This is a genomic window from Peribacillus frigoritolerans (assembly GCF_030676415.1).
In the GTDB taxonomy this organism is placed as follows: Bacteria; Bacillota; Bacilli; order Bacillales; family DSM-1321; genus Peribacillus; species Peribacillus frigoritolerans_A.
Genome location: NZ_JAUUTW010000009.1, coordinates 61,509 through 86,785 on the forward strand (window position 1 = coordinate 61,509; position 25,277 = coordinate 86,785).

At 36.9% G+C, this 25,277-nt stretch carries 24 protein-coding genes; 20 read left to right on the plus strand and 4 right to left on the minus strand.

Going from position 1 to position 25,277, the window contains the following annotated elements; translation table 11 throughout:
* Nucleotides 1-36 precede the first annotated feature (36 nt).
* The 4 genes from Q8G36_RS11055 to Q8G36_RS11070 form a co-directional block, all read right to left on the minus strand.
* Nucleotides 37-588 carry a chromate transporter gene (locus Q8G36_RS11055; protein WP_305160212.1) on the minus strand — a complete coding sequence of 184 codons (552 nt, stop codon included), beginning with the start codon at nucleotides 586-588 and terminating at the stop codon, nucleotides 37-39.
* The gene (locus Q8G36_RS11060) at nucleotides 588-1,208 is read right to left on the minus strand and encodes a chromate transporter (RefSeq protein WP_370694046.1); all 621 of its coding nucleotides are present in this window, start codon (nucleotides 1,206-1,208) and stop codon (nucleotides 588-590) included. Before Q8G36_RS11060 ends, Q8G36_RS11055 begins: the two co-directional genes overlap by 1 nt.
* A gap of 370 nt (nucleotides 1,209-1,578) precedes the next feature.
* On the minus strand, nucleotides 1,579-2,451 hold the full coding sequence (locus Q8G36_RS11065) for a DMT family transporter (protein WP_305160213.1): 873 nt from the start codon (nucleotides 2,449-2,451) through the stop codon (nucleotides 1,579-1,581).
* Between the two features lie 587 nt (nucleotides 2,452-3,038).
* Nucleotides 3,039-3,251: a hypothetical protein gene (locus tag Q8G36_RS11070; protein ID WP_101224302.1), complete on the minus strand. Its 213-nt coding sequence runs from the start codon at nucleotides 3,249-3,251 to the stop codon at nucleotides 3,039-3,041.
* Nucleotides 3,252-3,852: 601 nt separating this feature from the next.
* Between Q8G36_RS11070 and Q8G36_RS29260 the strand changes: the two genes are divergently transcribed.
* The 20 genes from Q8G36_RS29260 to Q8G36_RS11160 all read left to right on the plus strand — a co-directional run bounded on the left by Q8G36_RS29260 (nucleotide 3,853) and on the right by Q8G36_RS11160 (nucleotide 24,994).
* Nucleotides 3,853-4,053 (plus strand): FAD-dependent oxidoreductase, encoded by a 201-nt coding sequence (locus Q8G36_RS29260; RefSeq protein ID WP_370694049.1) that lies wholly within the window; start codon nucleotides 3,853-3,855, stop codon nucleotides 4,051-4,053.
* A gap of 308 nt (nucleotides 4,054-4,361) precedes the next feature.
* A complete protein-coding gene (locus Q8G36_RS11075; RefSeq protein WP_241593607.1) occupies nucleotides 4,362-4,724 on the plus strand; it encodes a group I truncated hemoglobin in 363 nt (120 codons plus the stop codon).
* Nucleotides 4,725-4,849: 125 nt separating this feature from the next.
* A complete protein-coding gene (locus tag Q8G36_RS11080) occupies nucleotides 4,850-5,233 on the plus strand; it encodes a cupredoxin domain-containing protein (RefSeq protein WP_305160214.1) in 384 nt (127 codons plus the stop codon).
* A gap of 508 nt (nucleotides 5,234-5,741) precedes the next feature.
* Nucleotides 5,742-7,343 carry a bifunctional metallophosphatase/5'-nucleotidase gene (locus tag Q8G36_RS11085; RefSeq protein WP_305160215.1) on the plus strand — a complete coding sequence of 534 codons (1,602 nt, stop codon included), beginning with the start codon at nucleotides 5,742-5,744 and terminating at the stop codon, nucleotides 7,341-7,343.
* Between the two features lie 343 nt (nucleotides 7,344-7,686).
* Nucleotides 7,687-8,052, plus strand: a complete 366-nt coding sequence (locus Q8G36_RS11090) for a hypothetical protein (RefSeq protein WP_305160216.1) — start codon at nucleotides 7,687-7,689, stop codon at nucleotides 8,050-8,052.
* A 516-nt stretch (nucleotides 8,053-8,568) separates the two neighbouring features.
* Nucleotides 8,569-9,240 carry a GntR family transcriptional regulator gene (locus tag Q8G36_RS11095; protein WP_305160217.1) on the plus strand — a complete coding sequence of 224 codons (672 nt, stop codon included), beginning with the start codon at nucleotides 8,569-8,571 and terminating at the stop codon, nucleotides 9,238-9,240.
* A gap of 646 nt (nucleotides 9,241-9,886) precedes the next feature.
* Complete coding sequence (locus tag Q8G36_RS11100) at nucleotides 9,887-11,353, plus strand: 4-hydroxyphenylacetate 3-hydroxylase family protein (protein WP_305160219.1); 1,467 nt, start codon at nucleotides 9,887-9,889, stop codon at nucleotides 11,351-11,353.
* Nucleotides 11,354-11,372: 19 nt separating this feature from the next.
* A complete protein-coding gene (locus tag Q8G36_RS11105) occupies nucleotides 11,373-12,164 on the plus strand; it encodes a carbon-nitrogen family hydrolase (RefSeq protein ID WP_305160220.1) in 792 nt (263 codons plus the stop codon).
* On the plus strand, nucleotides 12,161-12,838 hold the full coding sequence (locus Q8G36_RS11110) for a DUF2848 family protein (protein WP_305160221.1): 678 nt from the start codon (nucleotides 12,161-12,163) through the stop codon (nucleotides 12,836-12,838). The genes Q8G36_RS11105 and Q8G36_RS11110 overlap by 4 nt, the downstream gene beginning before the upstream one ends.
* Nucleotide 12,839: 1 nt before the next feature.
* Entirely contained in the window at nucleotides 12,840-13,556 is a 717-nt protein-coding gene (locus Q8G36_RS11115) for a hypothetical protein (protein WP_305160222.1), read from the plus strand.
* A gap of 397 nt (nucleotides 13,557-13,953) precedes the next feature.
* Complete coding sequence (locus tag Q8G36_RS11120; RefSeq protein ID WP_305160223.1) at nucleotides 13,954-14,142, plus strand: hypothetical protein; 189 nt, start codon at nucleotides 13,954-13,956, stop codon at nucleotides 14,140-14,142.
* 65 nt (nucleotides 14,143-14,207) lie between these two features.
* A complete protein-coding gene (locus tag Q8G36_RS11125; protein ID WP_305160224.1) occupies nucleotides 14,208-15,071 on the plus strand; it encodes an FAD synthetase family protein in 864 nt (287 codons plus the stop codon).
* Between the two features lie 23 nt (nucleotides 15,072-15,094).
* Nucleotides 15,095-15,556 carry a flavin reductase family protein gene (locus tag Q8G36_RS11130; protein ID WP_305160225.1) on the plus strand — a complete coding sequence of 154 codons (462 nt, stop codon included), beginning with the start codon at nucleotides 15,095-15,097 and terminating at the stop codon, nucleotides 15,554-15,556.
* 192 nt (nucleotides 15,557-15,748) lie between these two features.
* Entirely contained in the window at nucleotides 15,749-16,555 is an 807-nt protein-coding gene (locus tag Q8G36_RS11135) for an IclR family transcriptional regulator (protein WP_305160226.1), read from the plus strand.
* A 372-nt stretch (nucleotides 16,556-16,927) separates the two neighbouring features.
* Nucleotides 16,928-18,277 carry an MFS transporter gene (locus Q8G36_RS11140; RefSeq protein ID WP_370694050.1) on the plus strand — a complete coding sequence of 450 codons (1,350 nt, stop codon included), beginning with the start codon at nucleotides 16,928-16,930 and terminating at the stop codon, nucleotides 18,275-18,277.
* Nucleotides 18,278-18,341: 64 nt separating this feature from the next.
* Nucleotides 18,342-20,297 (plus strand): amidohydrolase, encoded by a 1,956-nt coding sequence (locus tag Q8G36_RS11145; protein ID WP_305160228.1) that lies wholly within the window; start codon nucleotides 18,342-18,344, stop codon nucleotides 20,295-20,297.
* Between the two features lie 112 nt (nucleotides 20,298-20,409).
* The gene (locus Q8G36_RS29265; protein WP_370694047.1) at nucleotides 20,410-20,499 is read left to right on the plus strand and encodes a hypothetical protein; all 90 of its coding nucleotides are present in this window, start codon (nucleotides 20,410-20,412) and stop codon (nucleotides 20,497-20,499) included.
* Between the two features lie 552 nt (nucleotides 20,500-21,051).
* Nucleotides 21,052-22,407 (plus strand): APC family permease, encoded by a 1,356-nt coding sequence (locus Q8G36_RS11150; protein ID WP_305160229.1) that lies wholly within the window; start codon nucleotides 21,052-21,054, stop codon nucleotides 22,405-22,407.
* A 27-nt stretch (nucleotides 22,408-22,434) separates the two neighbouring features.
* Entirely contained in the window at nucleotides 22,435-24,060 is a 1,626-nt protein-coding gene (locus Q8G36_RS11155) for an amidohydrolase (protein ID WP_305160230.1), read from the plus strand.
* Nucleotides 24,061-24,094: 34 nt separating this feature from the next.
* Nucleotides 24,095-24,994 (plus strand): carbon-nitrogen hydrolase, encoded by a 900-nt coding sequence (locus Q8G36_RS11160; RefSeq protein WP_305160231.1) that lies wholly within the window; start codon nucleotides 24,095-24,097, stop codon nucleotides 24,992-24,994.
* Nucleotides 24,995-25,277: the final 283 nt, after the last annotated feature.

Genomic DNA, 25,277 nt, shown 5'->3' on the forward strand with positions numbered 1-25,277 from the left:
TGAAAAAATCCCCTATATAGGTGGATTTTTTTATTATCATGTGAGCGGTATGATAAAGCCGCCGTACATAAAGGCAAGAATGATTACGAAAGCGGGGTGAATCTTGAATTTACCTAAAGCCAGGAAGGCCAATCCAGCGATGACGATTGAATGGATGTAGCCGATGGAACCGACGGCATCAGCAGCCATATTCCAGGTGAGCAATAACATCATGATCGCAATCACGGGCTGCACAAGCAGGGACATGCCTTTTACGATAGGGGATTGCTTGTATTTTCGCAGGATTTTTAATAAATATATCAAAGCCACGGCAGAAGGGATGATCGTGCCTGCCAATGCAGCTAGAAATCCTGGCCAGCCATATACATCATATCCGACATATGCGGCTATTTTCGTGGCGATCGGTCCTGGGAGTGAATTTCCTAACGCAAGCATTTGTGAGAACTCGGTATTATCAAGCCAGCCATAACGGATGACGATTTGATCATACATTAGCGGAATCGAGGCTGGACCTCCGCCGTAACCAAGAATATTGGCTATGAAAAACGCCAGAAAAACAGTAACTCCTATTGGGATAATAAGACCCATTAAGCGGATTCCTCCTTCCTATCAGTCTTTTTGTTTTTCAATCTATCCTTTAATTTAAAATGAAACGCTCCATATATAAGAAAAATCATGATGACGATACCCGGATGCAGGGAAATGACCTGCAGAAGCAAAAAGGAAATCGCAAAAAAGGTGATTCCGAACACCTTTCCTAACCCTTTTACCGCCTTTTCGCCAAACTCATAAGCCATTTGACCAAGCATGACGGCAACCACCGGCATGACAGCAGCGATCATATTACTGATCATTGCGGAATTACTTAGAACATTAATGAACGCTATCAAGAAAACCATCGCAATGCATGAAGGTAAAACGTGAGCGGCCACACTTACGATGGCTCCCGGCCAGCCTTTTAATTTATAACCAAGATATGCGGCCATCTTCGTGGCAATCGGTCCTGGGAGTGTATTGGCAATCGCCAAAGTGTCCCCGAATTCATCATCGTCGAGCCAGTGATAGCGGGAAACTGCTTCATGGCGGATGAGCGGGATGACAGATGGCCCGCCGCCGAAACCTAATATCCCCGTTCTCATCATTCCAATCGTCAATTCCGTATATGGTTTTTTCAAGAACGATTCCTCCTTTGTTATAAAATTTAGCATTCATTTCCAAAAGATTATCAATTAATGATAACAAAAATGATTTCGAAATGTATATAAAATTCAAATGATAATTACGTAATGATTGTATAAATGGTATTTATTAAGTAAATAGACTGATAGGAATGAAAAAAAACAACTTTTTGTCTTGAAAATCAAGAATCCGTTGGGACGGTGCGGCGATGAGTTCTTGGATTCCGCCTTATTATTAACATAAAGGGGTATTAGTAAGGAGAAATTACAAACAAAAAAACAAATTTTCCCCAATCCCCCTTTTTTAACACAAAAAGTACCCTATAGGCAGACTTTTTTTAAGTGAATGCTCTACAGGGTACATTTTAATATATAACTCTAATAAACTTTTTAATGTGGGTTATTCTTCCCGAATGACTAATAACACACCGATAAATATTAATATTGTACCTATCCAAAAAGACAAGCCGATTTGTTCACCTAGTATTAACCAACCTAAAAAACTACCGACTATAGGTTGTAAAAAGAAAAATAATCCACCACTTGAAGCGGTAAGCATTTGCAGTCCGCGATTCCACAGTAAAAAGGCACATGCTGTGGAAATAACGCCCAAGTATAGAAGGCCGCCCCATATGGATGGATGCATGATTGCTTGAAAATCAAGCTCATCCAATCGACTGATTGTAACAGGTGTTAAAAAGACAATTGCCACAAGCACTGCATAGGTCGTTATAACAATTTGTGAATATTGCCCAGGTACACGTTTAATTAAAACAGACATAAGTGCCCAAGTTAATGCAGCAATAAGCAGTGATAAGCCCCCAAGTTGATGAGATGAGCCGATATGGGCATTTCCGACAATGATACCGACACCGATTGTCGCTAAAATAACAGAAATTGATTTTTTAAACGTGATCTTTTCTTTTAAAATGATACGTGCAAATATCACCATAAATGCAGGTGTTGTTGAAGTAATGATGGCTCCCATTTGTGCAGTGGATAGTAGCGTACCGACTTCCTGGGTTACGATGGAAATTGTGTTTCCGACAAGTCCGATAATGAAAACCAAAAGCCAGTCTCGTTTTTCAATCCGCCAAGATTGTTTTGTTATAAAACCAATTGTCAGCAAAGCTAAAATCGCTATTACATACCGTAATAATACTAATTCAAGTGGTGGAACAACGTCTACCACAACTTTTACCACAACATACATCCCGCCCCAAATGCTAGCAGCGAGTGATAAATATAAAGAACCTAATATAGTGTTTTTCATTTTGTACCCTCCGTTTTAACTAAACATTTCCAGTCCCTAACGGAGATGCAATTTTCTGCCGTTAAGGAAGAATAATTGCAGGTACATCATTTTCGAATAGTGGTGACCACATCATCAGCTTTCAGCTCACTTTCAAAAATATTTATTTTCAATGATTTTAGCTATTCCGAGCTGCTAGGGATCATTCGTTTCAAACATCGGTAAGTTATAAAATATACTCATTTAAATATACAAGATTTTAGATTGATAAAACAACAAATAATAGTATTAAAGCTAGCGTGCCATTAAGATTATCCGTCAATCAAGATAGTATACTAATACTTGAAACACATGAAAAACCCCCACCTGGTCCTATTAACAACTGGTGGGGTTTCTATTTGGCTTAATGGATTCTAGTTGGGTTAAAAAGAGGATTTATAGGGTAGGGAAGCAAATGGTACAGTAATAATGCTGGTCAAATTGCAGTAGCTAATAAGGTAAGTGATAAAGCTGGAAAGAAAAGGTGGATTAGGATTAAAGAGCTCCCTTAAGAGTTTAATCCTAATCCACCTTTAAGTTAAATTTGGTGCATGACCTTTCCGAAAGCATCACAATCCGTTATATTTTCTTTCAATTTTCCTGAACTCATCCGATAGTTCAAATAGGGTGTGTAATACGGCTGTTTGAATATATAGATTCATATAATTATCATTGCTCTTCTTTTGAAAAGATAAATCATGTTTTTCATTAATTTTCCGAGTTATACATGCATTAATTTCGCTCCACATTTCTTTCGTTCCTTCTTTAATTTTAGTCTCCATAATCTCCCACTCCTTTTTTATTAGTTTATCCAATCTATTACATTCTTATACTTATTTTTTGGCCAAACTGGTAACTTTTTTATCTTGAAATTGATGTCTACTGTTAAAGTTATGATTCTTTGCGTAGGAAAAGGGGAGAGAAGCGACTAAAGTGTTAGTCCACAATTGTTTTTTTTAGAAATTAATAACCTCTAATGGATGATGACTTCTCCTTATTCTTGATTTAGCACATAATAAAGGTTTGAATGGGCTAAATCATTATTTTTTGTTTAATTCTAGACATAAAAGCTTTTTAATATCTTTTGGGTGATAAAAAGATCAATATTGTATTGGATATTTTGTAATACAGATTTCCTTCTCATTATCTAAGAAGGAAAATTCATAAGATTATGATGACTATATGAAATGTAAGTGGCTATTGAAAAAGTTATCTCACGAGGAAGAAAAAAAACGTTGCATAATTAAAGAATTAAAATTTATGAACAGGGAATTGCCTCATTACAAGGGAAAGATGGTTTCCTAGAGAAAGTAATATTTGATGATTATGATGTAGTCATAGTAAGGCGGATTTATTACTCCTGAATGGAAACAATCTTCATCTATTGGGCAATCGCTTGGTTGTAAACAAGATGAAAATAGTGGCATCATTACAGATTCTATGGGGCACACCAATATTGAGGGAGTTTATGCAGCTGGTGATACTTCTATAATTGCACCTTCACAAGTTATTATAGCTGCTGGTGAAGGAAGTAGGGTAACCATTGGAGTTAATACCGATTTAACTAATGAAGATTTTTCATAATGAACTAAATAGTAAAAGGACTTAAACGGGACTGTCATTAAGGCAGTCTTTTTTTATAAAATAGTGGATGTTTTTTTTGTGAAAACATGTACTTAAACTAACCATTCTTTTCTTCTTTATGGGAGTTGCTTTGGCAGCACTTTATCTTATGGATTTAAAGGGGAAGGATAGTTGCATAAGAATGTTAGGGATCATAAGGTGCTAGAGCAGCTTATTTTTTCAATTAAAGGGATTTGATGAAAGATAAGGAATAAAAATAAATTTTCTACAGAGAATACTTCTATTAAATACAAATTAGGAGTGTATATATGGAACAAACACTTTATGAAAAAGTCGGCGGAGAAGAAGCGATAGCAAAAGTTGTGGACTATTTTTACTCCGAATTGGTTCTTAAGGATGAGACAGTTAATCATTTTTTTGAAAAGACGGATATGGAAAAGCAACGCCGTCATCAAACAAAGTTCATTAGTTTTGCATTAGGTGGTCCAAAACAATATTCTGGACAGTCCATGGCAAAAGCTCACCAAGGATTGAATCTGCAACCAGACCATTTTAATGCCATTGTAAAACATCTTAATGATGCACTAGCTCACTTTGGAGTGAATGAAGCTGACATAGATACAGCTTTAACTAAAGTTGCTACACTAAGAGATGATATCTTGTATAAATGATTGATATTGAGCTATCAGGTGCTTTGCAAAGGAGCTGACTAGCATCTCTCCTTTGCAACCAAATTAATAGTAATAATATATTAATGGATTAGAAAAAAATAGTGTTAGGGAAGGAGGGATTGCGAATGTCTGTGAAAAAGCGGGTAACAGGATGGGTCGTTGTGCTTGCAATGTTTGTAGTTGTGACAACTCTAGGCTCACTCGGCGTATTTGCCGAATCCGGTGTTGTAGCTCAGCCTACGGGGAAATCGATTGAGGTCGAGTTAAACGATGATTACTTTAATCCGGAAGTCATCACTATTCCGAATGGAACAGTCACAACGTTGATATTGAAAAACAAAGGTACAAAAGAACACACCTTCACAGTGGGAAAACTAGGAATTGACGCCGAGGTCCAGCCAGGTAAAGAAAAAACCATTACCGTGCAACCGAAACAGCCCGGTACATATGAACTGACATGCCGGTACCATTTCCAGGAAGGAATGGTTGGGAAAGTAATAGTCAAATAAAAAGCAGGGCCAATATGAAGTGAACCCAAAAAGTTAGACACTTTATTTAGTTAGGCAACCTTGCCGTAAACCAACCTTAACTTTTATCAACTGACTTTGCACCCCTTCTTATTGTTTTTTTTATAAGAATATGATTAGACCTGTCCATTAGTACCAAATTAGGCCGGGGAATCTGATAAGGCCTTGCACCACTTTCCGCACGAGCGTAATTAAACTGAAGGAGTGCGTTAGAATAAGTGCAATTTTTAAGAATGAGGATAAATTCAAGTACTAGCGGTTTAATGGGTAGAAAAATTGGAGCCTTTTTAAATAAAACTGGATTTATTCTAGTCAAAATCTTAACAGATTACTAAAGTGTTAAGCCGTATGAGTATTTTAAAAAGATATGCATGTACTGGGTTAAGTTAACAAATATTATATGAAATATAACAAAAAATCACGGTCCCTTTATACGGATATAAAATTCAAGAGTTATTCTTGATTTACATCTAGAGGGAGGGATCGGAAATTGTCAAAATTTCAGGCCATATCTTCTTTGTTCATCTTGGTATTTATCATCATTTTCGTAACTTATAAAATCTCAGCATTCTCATCCAATCATTCCACAACGAATCATTCCACATCCAACCGCTACATTCAAGTACATTTGTTAGGCGTTAATGATTTTCACGGCCAACTAAACAAATATCAAATGGTTTCAGGAACCATGGCAGGTGGGGCTGAATACCTGTCTGCCCATTTAAAAAAATATAAACAAGAAAACCCAAATACACTACTTGTTCATGCAGGTGATATGGTAGGAGGAAGTCCCCCAATCTCTTCTCAATTTCAAGACGAACCCACGATTGAATTTTTAAACCTCCTGCACTTTGATGTCGGGACACCTGGAAATCATGAATTGGACGAAGGCGTAAATGAAATGAAACGTCTTATTTATGGAGGATTCAATAAAAAAACAGGTTATTTTCAAGGTGCCAATACTTCTTACAGTTCTGCAAATATAATCGATAGAAAGTCGGGTACTTCCGTGTTACCACCGTATGTTATTAAACAAATTGACGGAATTAATATTGGATTTATCGGGGTGGTAACAGAAGAGACCAACCTGTATGTGGCACCTGAAAATCGAAAAGAAGTAGAAATTACGGATGAAGTTTCAGCTATTAACCGAACCGTTAAGATTTTAAAGGAAAAAGGGATCAAAGTAATTGTTGTACTGGCACATGATTCAGCTAAATCAGATAAGGCAGGAGCAAATTCCAGCGGAGCTTTAGTGGAGATGGCTCCAAAAATCGATGATGAGGTCGATGTCATTTTTGCCGGTCACAGCCATGGATATGCCAATACCGTTGCAGCTGGTAAACTGATCGTTCAAGCTTATTCTAATGGGAAAGCCTTTTCTCAAGTAAAACTTGAAATTGACCCATATACTAAAAATATCGTTAAGAAACAAGCAAAGATTATTGTCACTGCACATCATCATATAAAACCAGATAAAGAAACGGTTGCTCTTCTAGATAAATACAGAAAAAGATTGGGGAGCCATTTTAATCAAGTAATAGGAGAAATGCCTGAAGAAATCAGACGAAATCAAGATGCAAACGGTGAATCCCCATTAGCGAAAATGATTGCAGAATCTGAGCGGGAAGCCCTGGGGGTAGATATAGCCTTTGTCCATCAAGGCGAAATGCGGAAAAGTTTAAAAAAAGGGGAGATCACTGTAGAAGACCTTTATACAGGCTTGCCTATGGGTCATAGTGTCAGTAAGTTAATCTTAACAGGAGATCAAATAAAACTTGCTTTAGAACAGCAGTGGGCGAAAGATTATGAAAATAGGTTACAAACGGTTGGTTTAACGTATAATTGGGACCCAAAAGCCCCAATTGGCAGCCGCGTTGTTGCGCTGAAAGACATGAAGGGTCAAGAGATTCAGGCAAGCAACGAATATGAAGTAGCCGTTAGTAACTATTTAGCTTCAGGCGGTGATAACTTCACTGCATTTGAACAAGGTAGACTCGTAGAATCCGGTCCGCAAGTTGTCACTGCACTAATACGCTATATCCAACAGAAGTATCCCCACGAAATTTTTCTCCCTTCATTGAAAGAATGAAGGGGAAATTACAAGGACTTGCATTAGTAAAGTGAACCCAAAAAGTTAGACACTTTATTTACTTAGGCAGCCTTGAGGGCATGAACCCGATAATCTACCGGGCACATGCTTTTAAATTTCACCTTGATTCGTTGATGAGTGTAGTAAAAGAATAAAGTTGATATTTGATACATCTTCCGAAATCTTACTACCAATAAAAGAAGAATAAATTCGGAGGGTTTTTGAGCAAAGGGTAACGTGTCATACGACAGTAGATATATGAATAGAACATCACTAAATTAAATAATATGATAACAGGGAGAAATGAGGTGATTGTCTGTTAGAAAGACTTAGAAAAATTGATATGAAAACAGCTGTATTTATGGGGATTAGCTTTTACTCTTTGACTATCTTAATCCATGTTCTTATTATTAAAGGCATTATTCCATTGACATGGGTTAATGGTGGACGGTCTGAATCTCTGGCTGCTCAGCTACCAATTTCTATTATGAATACCATTATTTCTATAATTGGAGGTTTTTTCACACTGTTTGTTGGCAGAAATATATTTTATAAAGGAATTACCGTGATATGTTGGTTTTTTGTTGTGCTTTGGTCATTTGGGTTTATACTGCAATTATTTGGAACAGCTTTTGAAAAAATGGTTTGTTCGTTAATATTGCTTCTTGGAGTCATCTCGAACTTGCGTATGGCGATTGAAACAAGATAGCACTAACACTTAAATTTTTATATGTACGGACTGTACACAAATGGTCTCATCCCGGACCTTGATTAAGACTAGTTTAACCTTTATTTTTTTACAGTAATCCTTAATGGATTTCTGAAATCAAGCTGGAACTTTTAAAAGGAAAAAACTGCAGGCAAACTTTCCAAACTCCCTTTTGTCGACAAACGGAACGTGAAAAATGCACTTAAACAAGGGGTGCGTTAGCTAAAGACCGGAACTGTCTTTAAAGAAGTTTTAGAGAAACTTTTTATAAAATCTACAAATATTTTCGACTATTGTTAATTTACTCTTTCAAAGGAGTTGCTTTGGCAGCTCCTTTCCTTACGGAATAAAAAGGTTCTGGTTGGTTTGTAAAATTCAGAAAAAAACAAAAAAATATTATTGACTTATGTTTTGATCTATATGTATTATGTATACATAACACATATGAAATTTTAACCAATCATATAGATTCAAATTATTCATATTGAAAAGACTTATCAAAAAGGGCGGATTAATATGGCAGGAATCCATTTAAAACCAATCGAAAAGGAAAGAACAACGCAAGATAAAGTTTATAAGCAAATAAAAAAAGCAATTTTATTTGGTGGTATTACCAGGGATGAAATATTTACAGAAGTTCAATTAGCGGAAAGGTTAAATACTTCAAGAACGCCAGTAAGGGCAGCTATTCAAGATTTGGTGAAGGAAGGATTACTTGTTTCTATTCCAAGGAAGGGATTAACGGTAAGAAAGATTACACCAGAGGAACAGGATGAAATCTTTTTACTAAGAAGTGCTATTGAAGTTGAATCGGTGAAAAAACTAACAGAAGAAATTACATCACCTGAACAACTGAGGTTACTTAAATTAATTCTGAAGCAACAAGAAGAAGCATTGCAAAATGATGATGCGATCAGTTTTATTAAGCTAGACCATGAGTTTCATCTCTCGCTGACAAGACTAGCAAACTTCACCATAATAGAGCAAGTTTTGAACAATCTTCATAACCTTACTCAGCTTATGGGTTTAAAAGCAGTCAGTAAACATGGGAGAATGAAGAAAGTTTTGATGGAACATAATCAGATTATCGAGGCTTTAGAGGAAAAAAACCCCGAACTAGCTTCACAGGCGATTTTAAACCATTTAGAAAAAACAAAAGAAACATTAATTATTGTTGATAATTCCTGATTCTCTATCAAATGCTTGAAAGGGGGGATTGCTCCTGATAAAAGGTAGTTTACTACATCTCTAGGGACAAAAAATAAGGGTTTAGAATCAACTTCAGCCTATGAAATAGAAGATATATTGCAAGGTCAAACCAAGTCTTTTGTCACGTTTATAGCAAAAGCCTTGGGGAAATTCTTCGAATGCCTTTTCCTGAGTTTTTTCTATAAATTGTAAGTCTTATTGTTGAAACAGTGAGAGATCAGTCAGAGCTAAGTCTATAGTTTATTGAAAATGAAAGCGTTTACCCACTGTCTCTTTGGTCCAATGCCAAAATTGGAAAACCTGATAATTTATATCGTTGGAAATATCTTTCTTATTGAAGGAGTAGTGGAAAAGATTCATGACATTTTATTTTACGGAGTGCAGATCACAATTATTAAAACGTATAAGTCAGCACTCATCAAGAAGTAAAAGAACACGTTGTTAATGTTCATAGGTAAAAGAGTAAAGGATATGACGGAATAAACATGAAATTCGATATATGTAGTGTCAAAACCTTTAATGTATACACAATACATAATACACCACACATAATACAATTAAGGTTCGCTGTTAAGCTGTTAAATGTTTCTTGTTTTCTTATTCAAACTTATAGGAGGAATCAGGTATGGTTAGAACAGGTAAAGAATATTTACAGACATTGAAAGATGATAGAGCAATCTATATAAATGGGGAACGGGTACAGGATGTGACGACCCACCCAGCTTTTACAGGAATTACACATACCATTGCAGGCTTATACGATTTAGCATCAGATGAATCTCAGAATATGACATACAAAACTGAGGACGGTACGCTAGCAAATAAAATATATATGATTCCAAGGAGCCGGGAAGAACTTAAAGAGAGAAGATTGGCGATTTCTAAATGGTCTGAAGCAACTTGTGGATTTGTCGGAAGAAGTCCTGATCACGTCGCCAGCTTTTTGGCTGCTTTTGCCAGTTCACCCGAAGTGTTTGATCGTGGAGGAGAAGGTTATGGAAATAATGTTTTGAATTTCTATAAACATGTGCGAGATGAGGATTTGTATGTAACATACGTTATTATTCCACCACAAATTGATCGAAGTAAAGCAGCTCATGAGCAGGAAGATAAATTTCTACCAGTTGGAGTGTACGAAGAAAGAGAAGATGGAATTATTGTTCGAGGTTCTCAAATGCTCGGTACTGCATCAGCGGTATCAGATTACTTATTTGTAAGTTGCCTTACACCACTCAGACCTGGTGATGAAGATTATGCTTTGTCTTTTGTACTGCCGATTCATGCAAAAGGATTAAAGTTTTATGCGAGACCTGGTTATGCAGAAAAATCACCAAGCACATTTGATTACCCATTATCCTCTCGTTTTGATGAAAGCGATTCATTAGTTGTTTTTGACGATGTATTTATTCCTTGGCAAGATATTTTTGTTTACAAAAATATTGACATCGTGAGAGCTCAGTTCCATGAAACACCAGCTCACGTATTAGGCAATAACCAAGCACAAATAAGATTTAGCAATAAATTGAAATTTTTGATTGGTGCTGCTCGAAAAGTTGCTGCTATGAATGGAATTGATAAAATCCCTTCAGTCCAAGAGAAGTTAGGGGAACTTGCTTCTATTGCGGCTTCTGTAGAAGGTAATCTTTTAGCTTCTGAATATAATTGTACCATCGACAAAAACGGTGTGGCACGACCGAATCCACGTTTTCTTTATGGAGTAGTAGGTCAACAGGAAACTATTTATGCTTCCACTATCAAAATTTTAAGGGAGTTATGCGGTGGAGGTGTTTTACAATTACCATCTTCATATAAAGAACTCATCAATCCTGAAACGAAAGATGATATGTATCAATATATACGTTCTACGGGAGTTGGGGCTGAGGAGAAAATTAAACTATTTAAGTTAGTATGGGATATCATTGGTTCAGAATTTGGAGGCAGACATCAACAGTATGAAATGTTCTATAATGGTGCACCTTTCGTAACGAAAGGCTTTTCATTTAGAAATTACGGATATGATGAGCCGGTTCAAATGGTGGATAAATTTTTAGAAAGCTATTCTCTTCCCACTCAGGTGAAAGAACTAATATAAATGAAAGGATGTTGAAGAAATGAAAATTGCATCAATACAATTAGAGATTAAAGATAGTGAATCTAAATCTGCTCGTATCGATCGTGTGGAGTCAATGGTTGATGGATTAAAAGGACAAGATTTAATCGTTTTGCCTGAAACGTGGGCAACGGGGTACTTTTCATTTGACCGTTATATTGACGAATCAGAAGAACTGAATGGGAATTTTGTACAACGTTTCTCCTCAAAGGCCAAGGAAGTTAATTCATATATATTTGCAGGTAGTTTTATAGAAAAAAATAATGGAAAATACTACAACACAAGTGTTCTATTTTCTCCTGATGGGACACTTATAGGAACCTATCGAAAAATGCATTTATTTCGTTATGGTTCAAAGGAAGGTCAAATATTGACGAGAGGAAATGAAACAACTGTAGTAGATACAGAATTCGGGAAAGTTGGCTTATCAACTTGCTATGATTTACGATTTCCTGAATTGTATCGTGCAGAAGTAGATTTAGGAGCAGAATTACTTCTAGTTACATCTGCTTGGCCACATAGAAGGCTGGAGCATTGGAAATTATTCAATTCAGTTCGAGCATTGGAAAACCAGTGTTTCTTGATTTCGAGTAATTGTGTTGGTAATACTAATGACGTCCTTTTAGCTGGTCATAGTCAAGTGGTTGATCCATGGGGGATTGTTGTGGCTGCCGGAGGAGATGAAGAAACTATTATAAAAACAGAGATTGATCCATCTCAGGTCACTAAAATTCGTGATGTATTCCCTAATTTGAAGCATCGAGTCTTAGATAGACAGGAGGAATTCAGTTGATAAATATTAATGTTTGTGGAAGAAATATTGTCGCAGATCCTAAACGATTACTTATTGCCGGCTATACGGGAAAAGACCAGGAGTCTGTAAAAAAACATATTGATGAATTGAAGGAGATCGGCGTTCCAGCTCCTCCGCAAGTTCCGATGATTTACGATCTTTCAACAAATCTTATTACAACAAATCAGTCAATTTCAGTTATTCAAGAAAATAGCAGCGGAGAAGCAGAAGTGGTCATAATGAAAATGGAAGGGAAATGGTATTTAGGACTAGGTAGTGATCACACGGACCGTGAGCTTGAAAAAGTGTCAATTCAGAAATCCAAACAAGTATGCAGCAAGCCTATTTCAACACAATTTTGGCCCTTGGATGACGTAAAAGATCGATGGGATGACATTGAAATGAGAAGCTGGATGATTGTTGATGGGGTGAAAAAAGAGTACCAAACAGGCAAACTGGAAGAATTCTTGCATCCTAAAGAATTGCTCAAAATTATAGAGGAACGTGGATATGATAGTGAGGATATGATTGTGTTTTGCGGAACATTACCAATTAAAAATGGTGAATTTATTTATGGGGAAGCATTTTCAGCAGAATTATATGATCGTTTAACGGATAACAAAATTCAATTAAATTATCAGGTTCATATTTTAGTGGATGCGGAGGCAGTATGACATGGGAAAATCAGAAATGAAAATGGTTAGAAAACCAGAAATTGAATTTGTAAAGTATAAAACCTTTGAGGCTGTACCTTCAAAAACTGTAGAAGGTGCATCCCAACGAATTATTGCGCAGATTCCAGATACTAATGTGGCAACTCGCATTCTTGAACTAGAGGCAGGTACTGATACATCCCCAGATGGAGTACAAGTCCATGATTTTTGGGAAGAATTATATATTATTGAGGGATCCTTAATTGATTTACGTCTAAATGAGGAATTTACAGAAGGAATGGTTGCTTGCCGTCCTCCTGGGATGGAGCATGGACCATGGAAATCACCTAATGGTTGCAGGATATTCGAAGTTCGCTATTATGCAGATCAGAATAAAGAAGAACATGAATTTGTCGATCATACCACTTTTGAAGCGCAGCCTTTTAGTAAGGTTAAGAGCCTTTCTGAAAGGATCATTGCTTCTGACCCTACTACAGGAGTCGCTACAAGAATTCTTCATAATGGTCCAGGGACAGACACTTCTCCTAATGGAGTGCAAGTCCACGATTTTTGGGAAGAATTATATATTATTGAAGGATCTTTAATCGATCTACGTCTAAATGAGGAATTTACAGCAGGAATGGTTGCTTGCCGTCCTCCTGGGATGGAGCATGGACCGTGGAAATCACCAGATGGCTGTAAGATTTTCGAGGTCCGTTACTACTCCAAGGAACAATAAACAGGTAGGTGTTAAACGAATCAGATCCTGCATTCCTATACGAATATGGTAATCTATCAAATGGCTTCTCGTGACATTAAACAACGAGGGGCCTTTTATCTCTGATACATTCTTACGCAGGATCCAAGTGCTGAATGCTCAAATTGATAATTGGATTACCTCAGGAAGTAAGTAACTGAATTTTTCGTGTAATGGATTATGTATACAGAATCCATTACACAAAAACTTTTGGAAACTTTTGATAGGATAATCGGATTAGCATGATTCATAAAAGAAGATAAAACAGAGGATGAAGAAACAAAAGAACATGTGTGTAAGTGTCTAGATGAGTTGAAGGATAAAAATTTGATTTTCTTGCTTAAATTTGTGCTTATGCTCTTTCATCAGGTGTACTAACTTGGAATCGTTAACAAATGGCGTGCGCATTCAATTGTTGGATGAATATGGAATATTTGTTTTTTACTTAGAATTAAATGAAAAATTTACAGCAGGAATGGTTGATGTCTGTCCACCGGGCACGAAACATGGTCCTTGGAAGTTACCAAACGGATGCAAGGTTTTTGAAGTCCAGTATTACACCAAATAAAATCGAGTAAACATTTTTTCCTAATTGATAAAAAACCATTATCTTGATGACGGAGGAGGTGAAGCATGTTGGAAGTATTCCATTTAGCACATCCACTAAAGGAATCCCTATATACAAGGGAGCCTCACGTAATGGCATTAGGTTTTTTTGATGGTGTTCATTTAGGTCATCAATCTCTGTTAAAGCAGGCCAAAAGTATAGCCGAGAAAAACAAACTTAAATTCACGGCGATGACCTTCGATCCACATCCAAATGAAGTAATCAAATTGGAGAAGGATTGGAGATATTTAACTCCTCTCGCTTTAAAGATTGAAAGAATGGCTGCTATTGGAGTGGACAAACTTTTTGTCATAAAGTTTAATTTATCATTTGCTTCCCTTCAGCCATCTGATTTTATTAAACAATATGTTTTAGGTCTTCAAGCTAAACACATAGTAGTAGGATTTGACTTTACCTTTGGGAATAAAGCTCAGGGTACTGTTGATTATTTGCAAAAAGTGAGCAAATACAACCCCTTTGATGTAACCGTCATTTCAAAACAGGTACATAATGACGAAAAAATTAGTTCAACTTTAATTAGAAAAATAGTAAGCGACGGAGATGTCCACCTTGTACCTTGCTATTTGGGACATCATTTTGAAATTAAAGGTTTCGTTTTTAATTCAAATAGACATAAACATGAGAAAAAGAAAAATATGGTGATCTATATCGAAAATAAATATATCCTGCCAAGACCAGGTATATATAGTGTGGAAATTAAAAACAAGAACAAAACTTGTCATGGCTTATTTATAAGATATGGGTCTAGCAAGAGAAATGATGAAATAAGCGGTCAAATTATAGAATGGCTGAAGGGAGGTGTTGTGGAAGAATTGACAGTTAAATTCATAAAACAGATACCTTTTGAGTCAATGGCTCAGTATAGTTAAAATTTTAAGGAGGTTACAAACTGATGGATGATAGAAATTTCAGAAATGCGATGGGGAAATTTGCTACAGGAGTAACAGTCATTACAACACTTTTAGAAGATGAAGCACACGGTATGACGGCGAATGCATTTATGTCAGTTTCCCTTAATCCAAGATTGGTCTTAATATCTATAGGCGAAAAAGCTAAAATGCTAGATAAAATTAATGAGTCTGGAAAATTTGCTGTAAATATATTGTCTGATGCTCAAAAAGAGTTATCCATGCATTTTGCGGGGCAAATTAAAGAAAACCGTCAGATTGAATTTGGCTGGATAAATGAACTGCCAGTAATAAAAGATGCTATAGCAAACATTGTATGTAAGGTCCATAGTAAACAAATAGCTGGGGACCATATACTCTTTATTGGAGAAGTAACTGATATCGTCATTAGCGAAGGGGCACCACTAGCCTTCTATGAAGGAAAATACGGCAAAATACTCAGCTAATCAGCTATAGGGAAAGAATGATAAAGGCAGGATTATTGTTTAAGTTTGATAATTAAAGTTGTGTTGAAAAGACTTGAATCCCAACTTGGAGCGTACTGGTTTCTTAATAAAGCGATGATCCTGTTTCGTGTTATTTGAAAAGACCGTATAGCTTTCTTGAAAACGCTTTGTTTTGTTAAGGAGGGGAAACTCATGCAAAGCAAAAATAAGACAACCGTCAGATCAATGGATATCCTTAATCTTTTCTTGACGCATACAAAGTTAAGTTTTAATGAAATCGTACATTTTTCAGGGATACCGAAAACATCTGTTCATCGAATGGTCATGTCACTTGAAGAGATGGGTCTTCTTCATAAAGAAAGTGATGGAAAATATTCACTTGGCCTGTTATTTCTTCATTTTGGCCATTTAGTAGCTGAACGCTTCGATATTCGGCAGGTAGCTTTGCCGATTATGCAAAAACTTCATGATGAGGTAGGGGAAGCTGTTAATCTCATTGTACAAGATGGCAAAGAGGCAATCTACATTGAGAAACTGGATACAAAACAGCGTGTAAGGCTTAATACGGCAATTGGCCGGAGAACACCGCTTTATGCCGGAGCGTGTTCTCGTGTCATTCTCGCTTTTCAGCCACATGATGAGCGGGAACAATATTTAGAGAAAATCGAACTGAAGTCGATCGCATCTGGAACGATTACTGATAAAGAGAGACTTCGTATTCTTCTAGAAGAGTCTCAAAAAATGGGATTTACGGTCAGTCACTCGGAACTTGAAAATTATATATCTGCGGTAGCTGCTCCTATTTTTAATAACAAAGGTTATATCATAGCGGGCATTAGTGTTGCTGGTCTTGAGGTGAATTACCAAAAGGAGTTGTTGCCTCCATTGGTTGAAAAGATTAAGAGTGCAGCACTCGAGATTTCACAGAAATTTGGATATACCGATAAACATGATATATCAATTTGTTCACGGTTGAGAACAAATTGCGATTGTCTTTAAGCTTTTTCACCAGAACGATTAGTGTCCTTATTTAAGGTATTTCTATAATGTATTGTGTATACACAATACATTATACGGAATACTTATGGGTTTGGAAGCTCATTAACTGCATGTTCAAGGTGATTATGAACAAGAAAGTAATACTAGAGGTAGAAGTAGCATCAATAAACAACGTAGGGGTTAGAATTTGACCTCGTATGTCAGGAGCAAAGTAAGCAAATAGCAGGAGATCAGACTCTATTTATCGGGGAAGTAACCTAGTTCGTTATTAATGATGGTGAACCTTTAACCTTCTATTAAAGGAAATGTAGAGGAATAGTGATCTTCACATCCAAGAATCCACATCCAGAAATTCAACTAATCCGGAGGTGTATTAAATTGAGTGGGAAAAAGAGACTGGACAAGAAATCAAAAAAGATATTATTTGCAAGTTTACTTGGTAGTACTATTGAATTTTTTGATTTCTTTCTTTATGGAACCGTTGCTGCACTTGTATTTAATAAACTGTATTTTCCTAATGATGATCCGTTTGTAAGTTTATTGCTTGCTTATGCATCATTTGGTATTACATTTTTTATACGGCCTCTTGGTGGGCTTGTTTTTAGTCATTTGGGAGACAAGTTTGGCAGGAAAAATACTCTCGTGCTTTCACTTCTATTAATGGGAGTTTCTACTGTGTGTATTGGACTCCTTCCAACATATAGCATGATAGGGCTTTGGGCACCGATCCTTCTTGTTTTTTTTCGTCTCGTTCAAGGTATTGGACTTGGTGGAGAATGGGGAGGAGCAATTCTCTTAGCGGTTGAATCTGCACCCAAAGAAAGACGTGGCTTTTTTGGAAGCTTTCCCGCAATGGGAATCCCTCTTGGGATGTTACTTGGAACATTCTCTATTTCGTTAATGAGTTTACTTCCAGAATCACAATTTCTATCATGGGGATGGAGAGTTCCATTTGTACTAAGTGCGGTTTTGGTGGTTATCGGTATTTGGATACGAAGAGGGATTGAGGAAACATCGGCATTTAAAGAAGAGAAAGAAAAAGGAAACGTCGTAAAAATCCCCCTCTTTGAGACAATACGATATCATTGGAAAGCTGTTTTAATTTCGTTAGGTGCAAAATGTGTTGAAGTTGGACCATTCTATTTATTTTCCACATTTTTTATATCCTATGCTACAGAAACACAAGGTTTTCCAAGGACAACAGCGTTAAATGTAATTACTGTTGCAACCATTGTTACAGCGATTTGCATGCCATTTATGGGAATGTTGTCTGATAAGATTGGCCGTAAAAGCGTTTTTCTTATTGGTACAATCGGAATTACTCTTTTTGCCTTTCCATACTTTTATTTATTCTCCTTACAATCTACTCCTTGGTTATACTTTATTTCAATAGTAGGCTTAGGAATTCTCTGGCCTCCAATTGCGGCGACTATTGGTACAATGTTTACCGAAATGTTTAGCACGAATGTTGGTTATACAGGAATAACACTTGGTTATCAAACAGGTTCTGCATTATTTGGTGGAACTGCTCCAATGATTGCGACTATTTTAGTGGGCACATACGATAATTCCTGGGTTCCACTTGCATCATTTTTAGTATTTCTTTGTATCGCATCTCTTATCTCAGTATTATTTGTCCGAAATAGTCAAAGTAAAAGTATTCCTCTCTCTGAAAATAGGAAAATAAACGAAAAGGATTCAGAAAATCAAATAAGCGGGTAATGGATTGTTTTCTTAGGGAGAACTAGTAAAAGGTTTAAAATCCAATGGAAAGGGTTTGATTACGATGAAAAAATATTTTTGCCTTCTATTAATAGTTTTGCTTTTTAGTTCGGTGTTTACAGGGAGTACGTCGGCGAAGAAAAAATCGAATCTAAAGGCTGATTTGATCTTTAAAAATGGTGACGTTTACACAGTTGATGAAGATCGAAGTTGGGCGGAAGCGGTTGCGGTTAGGGATGACGAGATTCTTTACGTTGGTGATGACGAGGGAGTTGCAGCTTTCAAAGGGACCGACACCAGAGTGATTGATCTGAAGGGGAAAATGCTTTTACCTGGATTTATCGACAGCCATGCCCATGCGTATCTTATGGCGGAAAGTCTTTTTTGGTTGGATATTACTAATTATTCCACCTTGGAAGAATACAAACAGGCCATCAAGGATTACTTAAAGGAGCATCCCGATATTAAGCAATTGCGTGGGGTAGGCTTTAACCAAAATTTAATCGAATCCAGTGGTCTTACTCCTAAAGAATGGCTCGCCCAAGTTGTCCCTGATATTCCTGCTGTCTTTATTTCAAGCAGCCATCACGATATATGGGTTAACTCAAAAGCACTTGAGAATGCAGGAATAGATAAAAACACCCCAAATCCGCAAGGAGGAATTATTGAACGCGATCTCAAAACAGGAGAGCCGACAGGGATTTTCCGCGAATTTTCCGCCCAAAACCTTGTGATTAGTGCTCTTCCTCAACCAGACTTTACGGTACAGCAATTTAAAGAAGCGCTTTTAGCTTTTCAGGAAATGGCTGCTAAAAATGGAGTTACCTCGGTATTTGTGCCCGTTCACTACCCAACCGAAAATTTGCTTAAAGCATTTGAAGATCTGGACAATGCAGGTAAATTGACCTTAAGGTACGATTTAGGGTTATGGGCTGATGAAACCAAAGGTACAGAGCAGATCGGGAGATTTAAAGAAGTGCGTGACAATTATCAAGGAGAGTTGTACAAGATAGATACAATTAAAATATTTTCTGACGGCGTCGGTGACAATCAACTGGTTTGGGATCAAGATATTTTAGAGGAGACCGTGGCTGCTTTAGATAAAGAGGGTTTCCGCGTCTATATCCATGCGATTGGCAATCAGGAATTTTATCCCAGCGGTAACTCTTTAGACGCTTTTGAATATGCGGCTGAAGTAAATGGAAAAAGAGATTCCCGGCATGTGATTACCCATCTAGACTGGGTTCGGGAAGATGATGTTGCCAGGTTTAAGGACTTAGGAGTAATACCTGTTCCTCAGCCCGCCTGGTTTGGAAATGATTGGTATGCTGATGTCAGAGGAGAAGAATTAAAGAATCTTAATCGGATGAATAGCTATTTTGAAGCAGGAATACCCGTTGCTTCATCAAGTGATTTTCCTTCCACAAGTGAATTTCTAAGTGACTTCCGGCCTTTTACAGGAATAGAGGTAGGGATAACAAGATTGGATCGGGACAAAACCGATCAAACCGAAAAAGCATTATGGCCTAAGGAAAAAGCATCTCTCGAGGAGATGATTACTAGCTATACAATAAACGGTGCTAATGTGATTTTCGCAGAGGATGAAAGAGGCTCTATTGAAGTGGGCAAAAAAGCGGACTTGGTCGTTTTGGATAAAAATCTTTTCGAGATCCCAGAAACGGAAATTAATGAAACGAAGATTTTGTTGAATTTGTTCGAGGGGAAGGAAGTATTCCGTGATCCCACGTTTATTAATGCATTCTATATAAAGACACTTGTTGAGCAATTCGAAGAAGATGGGGAATTTGCCAACCAAGGTGTTGCTCGTTCCTTACAGGCACATTTGGATACAGTGATCCGTTTGGAAGAACGGGAAGCAGCCAAAAGGGTTATCAAGCACATGCAAAGGTTTAACCAGTTACTTGACAAGCATAAAAAAGAAGGGGTGATATCCGTGGATGCGTATAACACACTTAAAACTTATACTGATTCTTTGATTAAGAAGTGGCAAAAGGATTGAAAGAAAGACTTTGGTTCCCAAGTTGATCTCGAATAATGTAGTTTCAAGGGGAGGGATATTGTTTGATTCGGTGTCTTGCCTTGCCATTCGAGCCAGAGCACAAGAGAATCAAATGTTTGTCGCTATGGCAAATCGAGTCGGACAGCTAGAGGAAACTTCGTTTTGTGGAGAGAGCTTGTTGTTGATCCATATGGCAGGGTAATTGCTGAAGCGGGACGTGGAGAAGAAGTATTATCAGCATCGATAGACTTGTCGCTTGTTCATGAGTAAACAACATTATCACTATCTGAAAGAGCGCAGGGTTACACCTTCAAAGGAAATTGGAGGGGGAATTCGGGAAATAATAATCTAATCATTCGAATCGTCTTTCTTAGAGTCATATATTTCATCAATGGAACAAAATGCCGTAATAAGCATTAATGCCAATCCTAAACAATTGCGAGATTCGTATCCATAGATAATCTCCGTGTGTCAGGCCTAATACGATGGAGCCATTACGGCTCGTCTCTTATTTAATCGGACCTTATTCGGTTCAACCAGAACAACACGCGGTGAGACATCTTCGTCTCTAACGACTAATTATGCAATCTTACATAATTAATGTAAGATTGCATAAAACTATTAATTTATTAAAAATTCAATATATTATAATTATTGTGAAAATATCATTGATTCAATCGTTAAATGATCAATCTCCGCTTGGTATGATATTTGCATATTAGTTAACTAATCACGAGTAAGGGTGGAGTGATACATGGAGAATGCAAAATTAAGACGTTCGTTAACAGTATTTCCTTTAGTGCTATTTGGATTGGCTTATATGGCACCTACAACAGTTTTTTCAACTTATGGGGTTGTTGCGGAAATAACGAAAGGGATGGTACCTGCTGCTTATATTATAGCTTTAGTTGGTATGTTGTTTACAGCCTATAGTTATGGTCAAATGGTTAAGGCCTACCCTGTTGCTGGTTCTGCATATACATTTACTCAAAAGGCTCTTAATCCTCATCTTGGATTCTTAGTAGGATGGGTTATTCTATTAGACTATTTATTTTTGCCAATGATCAATGGATTACTGATCGCTATTTACTTAAACGCATATTTTCCATCCGTTCCTTTTTCCGTCTGGTTAATTGGCTTTGTAATTTTAATCACCACTGTAAATATAATTGGAGTGAAAATAGCAACAAAAATAAATCTTTTATTAGTTGCCTGTCAATTCTTAATAATAGTTATATTTACATTCCTCTCAATTAAAGGGGTACTTAACGGAATGGGTTCAGGAACATTACTTATGAGTTCTCCATTTGTGAATGGAGATATACCCCTATCTTTAGTATTAGCGGGATCTTCCATTTTGTGTTTATCTTTTTTAGGATTTGATGCTGTTACCACATTTTCAGAGGAGACCATCAATCCGAAAAAAATAATACCAAAGGCCATTTTCCTTGTCGCATTAATAGGTGGAGGTCTGTTTGTCACCATCTCATACATCAGTCACCTTGTTTACCCAAATTTCCAGGCCTTTAAAGATCCAGATTCTGCTTCCTTGGAAATTGCTATGTACATCGGGGGTAATTTATTTCAATCTATTTTTCTAGCAGGTTATATTACGGGGGGGCTAGCTTCTGGTTTATCAGCTCATGCAAGTGTTTCGCGACTTTTGTATGCGATGGGGAGAGATGGAGTTCTTCCAAAGAAAATATTTGGTCATATTCATCCAAAATTTCAAACTCCAACACACAACATCATCATAGTTGGTATTTTTGCTTTATCTGCTTTATTTGTTGATTTAGTGACAGCCTCATCTTTTATTAACTTTGGGGCGCTTGTTGCCTTTACATTTGTCAATCTCTCGGTTATTTCCCATTATTTCATTAGAGAAAAAAAGCGAAACGGAATTAATGCACTGAAATACCTAATATTACCGATGATTGGTACGAGTTTCACAATTTGGTTATGGACCAGTCTTGATTCAAAGGCACTCTTACTCGGACTGGGATGGTTCGGAATTGGTGTCATCATGCTGCTTTCAAATACGAAAATGTTTAGTAAGCGGCCGCCAGAGCTTTCCATTGATAGTGCGATTGAAAAAGAAATTCAAGCATAAAAGCTTTATGTATTAAGGAGGATAATAATGGTAAATGCAGACATCATTCTTTCTGGTCAACATGTTTTTACTGGGTTACAAGATGAGCCAATAAAGGCAACTATCGCTATTAAAGATAATAAAATTATTAAAATCGGTTCTAAAGAAGAAATAATGTCATTTCTTGGAGATCTAACAAAAGTGTATGACATGGAAGAGGGACTAATTATTCCGGGATTTCATGATTTTCATATGCACATTATGATGGGAAGCATTTTACAGAAGGATAGTGCCAAATTATTTGATGCAGCTTCAGAAGAAGATGTAGCTAAAACAGTAGGTGAATTTGCAGAAACTAGACCAAATGATGAGTGGATATTTGGTGTTGGTTGGGATCATACCAATTGGAAGAAGAAAGTGCTTCCACATAGAACAACACTAGATAAATATATTTGTGATCGTCCTGTTTTACTATTCAATGCAGAAGTGCATTACGCATGGATCAATAGTAAAGCGATAGAAATGATTCAATTAACGAAGGATACCCCCGATCCGGAATATGGAGAAATTGGAAAAGATGAAAATGGGGAACTGACAGGCCTTCTATTTGAACAGGCAATTGGGTATGCGTCGGAACATGCATACAAATTACCGAAAGAAAAACGTGTAGAACTATTCCAAGGTTTTCTTAATGAAACAAAAAGATTGGGAATAACATCCGTTAATGATTTATACGGAGCTAAAATTGCGCCAAATCCATTAGACGATCTTGAAATTTTTAAGGAATTTGATAGAGAAGGGTTACTTACAACTAGAATCCACTTTTCACCGGAGTTAAAAATGGATGTAGCTGACGCAAAGGAATTACAAAAAGATTATCAGTCAGACAAGCTTACCTTTTCTGGATTAAAACAATTTATAGATGGTGTTGTGACAAGTCATACTGCTTTTTTATTGGATCATTACAAAGACCGTCCTGAAACAAAAGGTGGAACCACTTATCCAGCTGAAACAATTAAACAATTAGTAAAAAAGGCAGATAAGGAAAAATTTCAAATTCGTTTCCATGCTATTGGTAACGGTGCTGTCCGCTTAGCATTGGATGCATTTGAAGAAGCGAGAAACGTAAATGGAGAAAGAGACGCTAGACATGTCATTGAACATGTGGAGGTATTGCATCCAGACGATGTTCATCGCTTTAAGGAATTAAATGTAATCGCTTCCTTTCAACCTAAACATATCGAATTAATGGAAAGTGAGGCATATACAGCTAGAATTAGTGAAAAACAACAACCTCTATATTATCCTGTCAAAACACTAGTGGATACTGGTGCTAAAATTGCCTTTGGTACAGATTTTCCTGTAGTGCCCCTAAATCCTATGATGCGTATTTATCAGGCAATCACAAGAAAAGATTTAACCGGGAAGGCGTGGCAAGAGTCGGAAGGAGTAACATTAGCACAAGCGTTAAAATACTACACGGCTACACCGGCATTTGGGTCTTTTAGAGAAAATGAATTAGGCACATTGGAAGCAGGGAAGATAGCGGATATCGCAGTATTAAATAAAAATTTATTTAGCATATCAACAGAGGAAATTCTTGAAACGGAAGTGAAAATGACGATTATGGATGGAAAGATAGTATATGAAAACCAGGCCGTCCAAACTGTATAAGATAAAAAAATAATAAAAGTTGGGTAGTGAGAAGATGTCAAAAGTAAAAGTTGGTCTTATTCAAATTCATTGCGGAGAATTCATTGAACAAAATATTCAAAAAACGATAGGGAAAATAAAAGAAACAGTAAATAAAGGTGCACAAATCGTTTGCTTACAGGAATTATTTTCTTCGCAATATTTTCCGCAAACGGTTAATGTGGAAAATTACGATCTAGCTGAAGATGTAGATAGCGGTGCATTAGCCGAAATGGGTGAATTAGCGAAGGAATTAGCAATTGTCTTGATTGTTCCTTTTTACGAAAGAGCAGGTGCTGGTATTTATTTTAATAGTGCAGCTGTATTTGATGCTGATGGAAAATGTTTAGGCATTACAAGAAAAAATCATATTCCAGATGGTCCCCAGTATCATGAAAAATATTATTTCGTTCCAGGGAATACAGGGTATCCTGTCTATGAAACGGCTTATGGAAAAATAGGAGTTGGTATTTGTTGGGACGAGTGGTTTCCAGAAGTTGCCCGAATTTTGAGCTTACAAGGTGCAGAGATATTATTCTATCCTTCAGCTATTGGTTCAGAGCCAGATCATCCTGAACTATCAACAAGATCATCCTGGGAAAAGGCAATTTCTGCTCATGGCATTTCTAATGGTGTATTCGTTGCTGCGACAAATCGAGTGGGCCAGGAAAAGGATATGAATTTTTACGGTGGTTCATTCATTAGCGATACATTAGGGAATATTTTAGCTTCACTTGATGATGAAGAAGGAATTATTGTGCAAGAAATTGATTTAAAAGAAATAGAAGAGACTAGAAAAGTTCTGCAGTTCTTTAGAGACCGTCGTGTCGATACATACGGCCCTATATTACAAAAAGAAATACTTCCAACCCCATCCCCTTCAAAAAAGGGAACAAACAAAGCGCTGTTTAGTTAATCATTAAAAGGGAATAGCAGGTGGGATTACCTGCTCAGGCTGTAGATAAACTTGATAATTATTGAGTTTGCCGGAATTTATTTTCCACTCCAGGCACTCGCTCCAATCAACTTAGTTCTAATATTTAGATAGAAACCCTTTTGTCGACAAAAGGAGGTTCGGAATGCTCTCACAACCATGATTCTAAAGGTAAACTTAATTTTCCTTCTAGTTTTTCACCTTTTATATGGATGAAACCCTGAATAGATTGAAGAAGACTCCTGCCGAAAAACTGGCTAGCCGA

What these genes read in the sequence shown, in the direction of transcription:
- Q8G36_RS11055 (WP_305160212.1), bottom strand. Translation starts at nt 588, where the DNA reads ATGGGTCTTATTATCCCAATAGGAGTTACTGTTTTTCTGGCGTTTTTC.
- Q8G36_RS11060 (WP_370694046.1), bottom strand. Translation starts at nt 1,208, where the DNA reads ATGCTAAATTTTATAACAAAGGAGGAATCGTTCTTGAAAAAACCATAT.
- Q8G36_RS11065 (WP_305160213.1), bottom strand. Translation starts at nt 2,451, where the DNA reads ATGAAAAACACTATATTAGGTTCTTTATATTTATCACTCGCTGCTAGC.
- Q8G36_RS11070 (WP_101224302.1), bottom strand. Translation starts at nt 3,251, where the DNA reads ATGGAGACTAAAATTAAAGAAGGAACGAAAGAAATGTGGAGCGAAATT.
- Q8G36_RS11075 (WP_241593607.1), top strand. Translation starts at nt 4,362, where the DNA reads ATGGAACAAACACTTTATGAAAAAGTCGGCGGAGAAGAAGCGATAGCA.
- Q8G36_RS11080 (WP_305160214.1), top strand. Translation starts at nt 4,850, where the DNA reads ATGTCTGTGAAAAAGCGGGTAACAGGATGGGTCGTTGTGCTTGCAATG.
- Q8G36_RS11090 (WP_305160216.1), top strand. Translation starts at nt 7,687, where the DNA reads ATGAAAACAGCTGTATTTATGGGGATTAGCTTTTACTCTTTGACTATC.
- Q8G36_RS11095 (WP_305160217.1), top strand. Translation starts at nt 8,569, where the DNA reads ATGGCAGGAATCCATTTAAAACCAATCGAAAAGGAAAGAACAACGCAA.
- Q8G36_RS11100 (WP_305160219.1), top strand. Translation starts at nt 9,887, where the DNA reads ATGGTTAGAACAGGTAAAGAATATTTACAGACATTGAAAGATGATAGA.
- Q8G36_RS11105 (WP_305160220.1), top strand. Translation starts at nt 11,373, where the DNA reads ATGAAAATTGCATCAATACAATTAGAGATTAAAGATAGTGAATCTAAA.
- Q8G36_RS11115 (WP_305160222.1), top strand. Translation starts at nt 12,840, where the DNA reads ATGGGAAAATCAGAAATGAAAATGGTTAGAAAACCAGAAATTGAATTT.
- Q8G36_RS11125 (WP_305160224.1), top strand. Translation starts at nt 14,208, where the DNA reads ATGTTGGAAGTATTCCATTTAGCACATCCACTAAAGGAATCCCTATAT.
- Q8G36_RS11130 (WP_305160225.1), top strand. Translation starts at nt 15,095, where the DNA reads ATGGATGATAGAAATTTCAGAAATGCGATGGGGAAATTTGCTACAGGA.
- Q8G36_RS11135 (WP_305160226.1), top strand. Translation starts at nt 15,749, where the DNA reads ATGCAAAGCAAAAATAAGACAACCGTCAGATCAATGGATATCCTTAAT.
- Q8G36_RS11145 (WP_305160228.1), top strand. Translation starts at nt 18,342, where the DNA reads ATGAAAAAATATTTTTGCCTTCTATTAATAGTTTTGCTTTTTAGTTCG.
- Q8G36_RS29265 (WP_370694047.1), top strand. Translation starts at nt 20,410, where the DNA reads ATGTTTGTCGCTATGGCAAATCGAGTCGGACAGCTAGAGGAAACTTCG.
- Q8G36_RS11150 (WP_305160229.1), top strand. Translation starts at nt 21,052, where the DNA reads ATGGAGAATGCAAAATTAAGACGTTCGTTAACAGTATTTCCTTTAGTG.
- Q8G36_RS11155 (WP_305160230.1), top strand. Translation starts at nt 22,435, where the DNA reads ATGGTAAATGCAGACATCATTCTTTCTGGTCAACATGTTTTTACTGGG.
- Q8G36_RS11160 (WP_305160231.1), top strand. Translation starts at nt 24,095, where the DNA reads ATGTCAAAAGTAAAAGTTGGTCTTATTCAAATTCATTGCGGAGAATTC.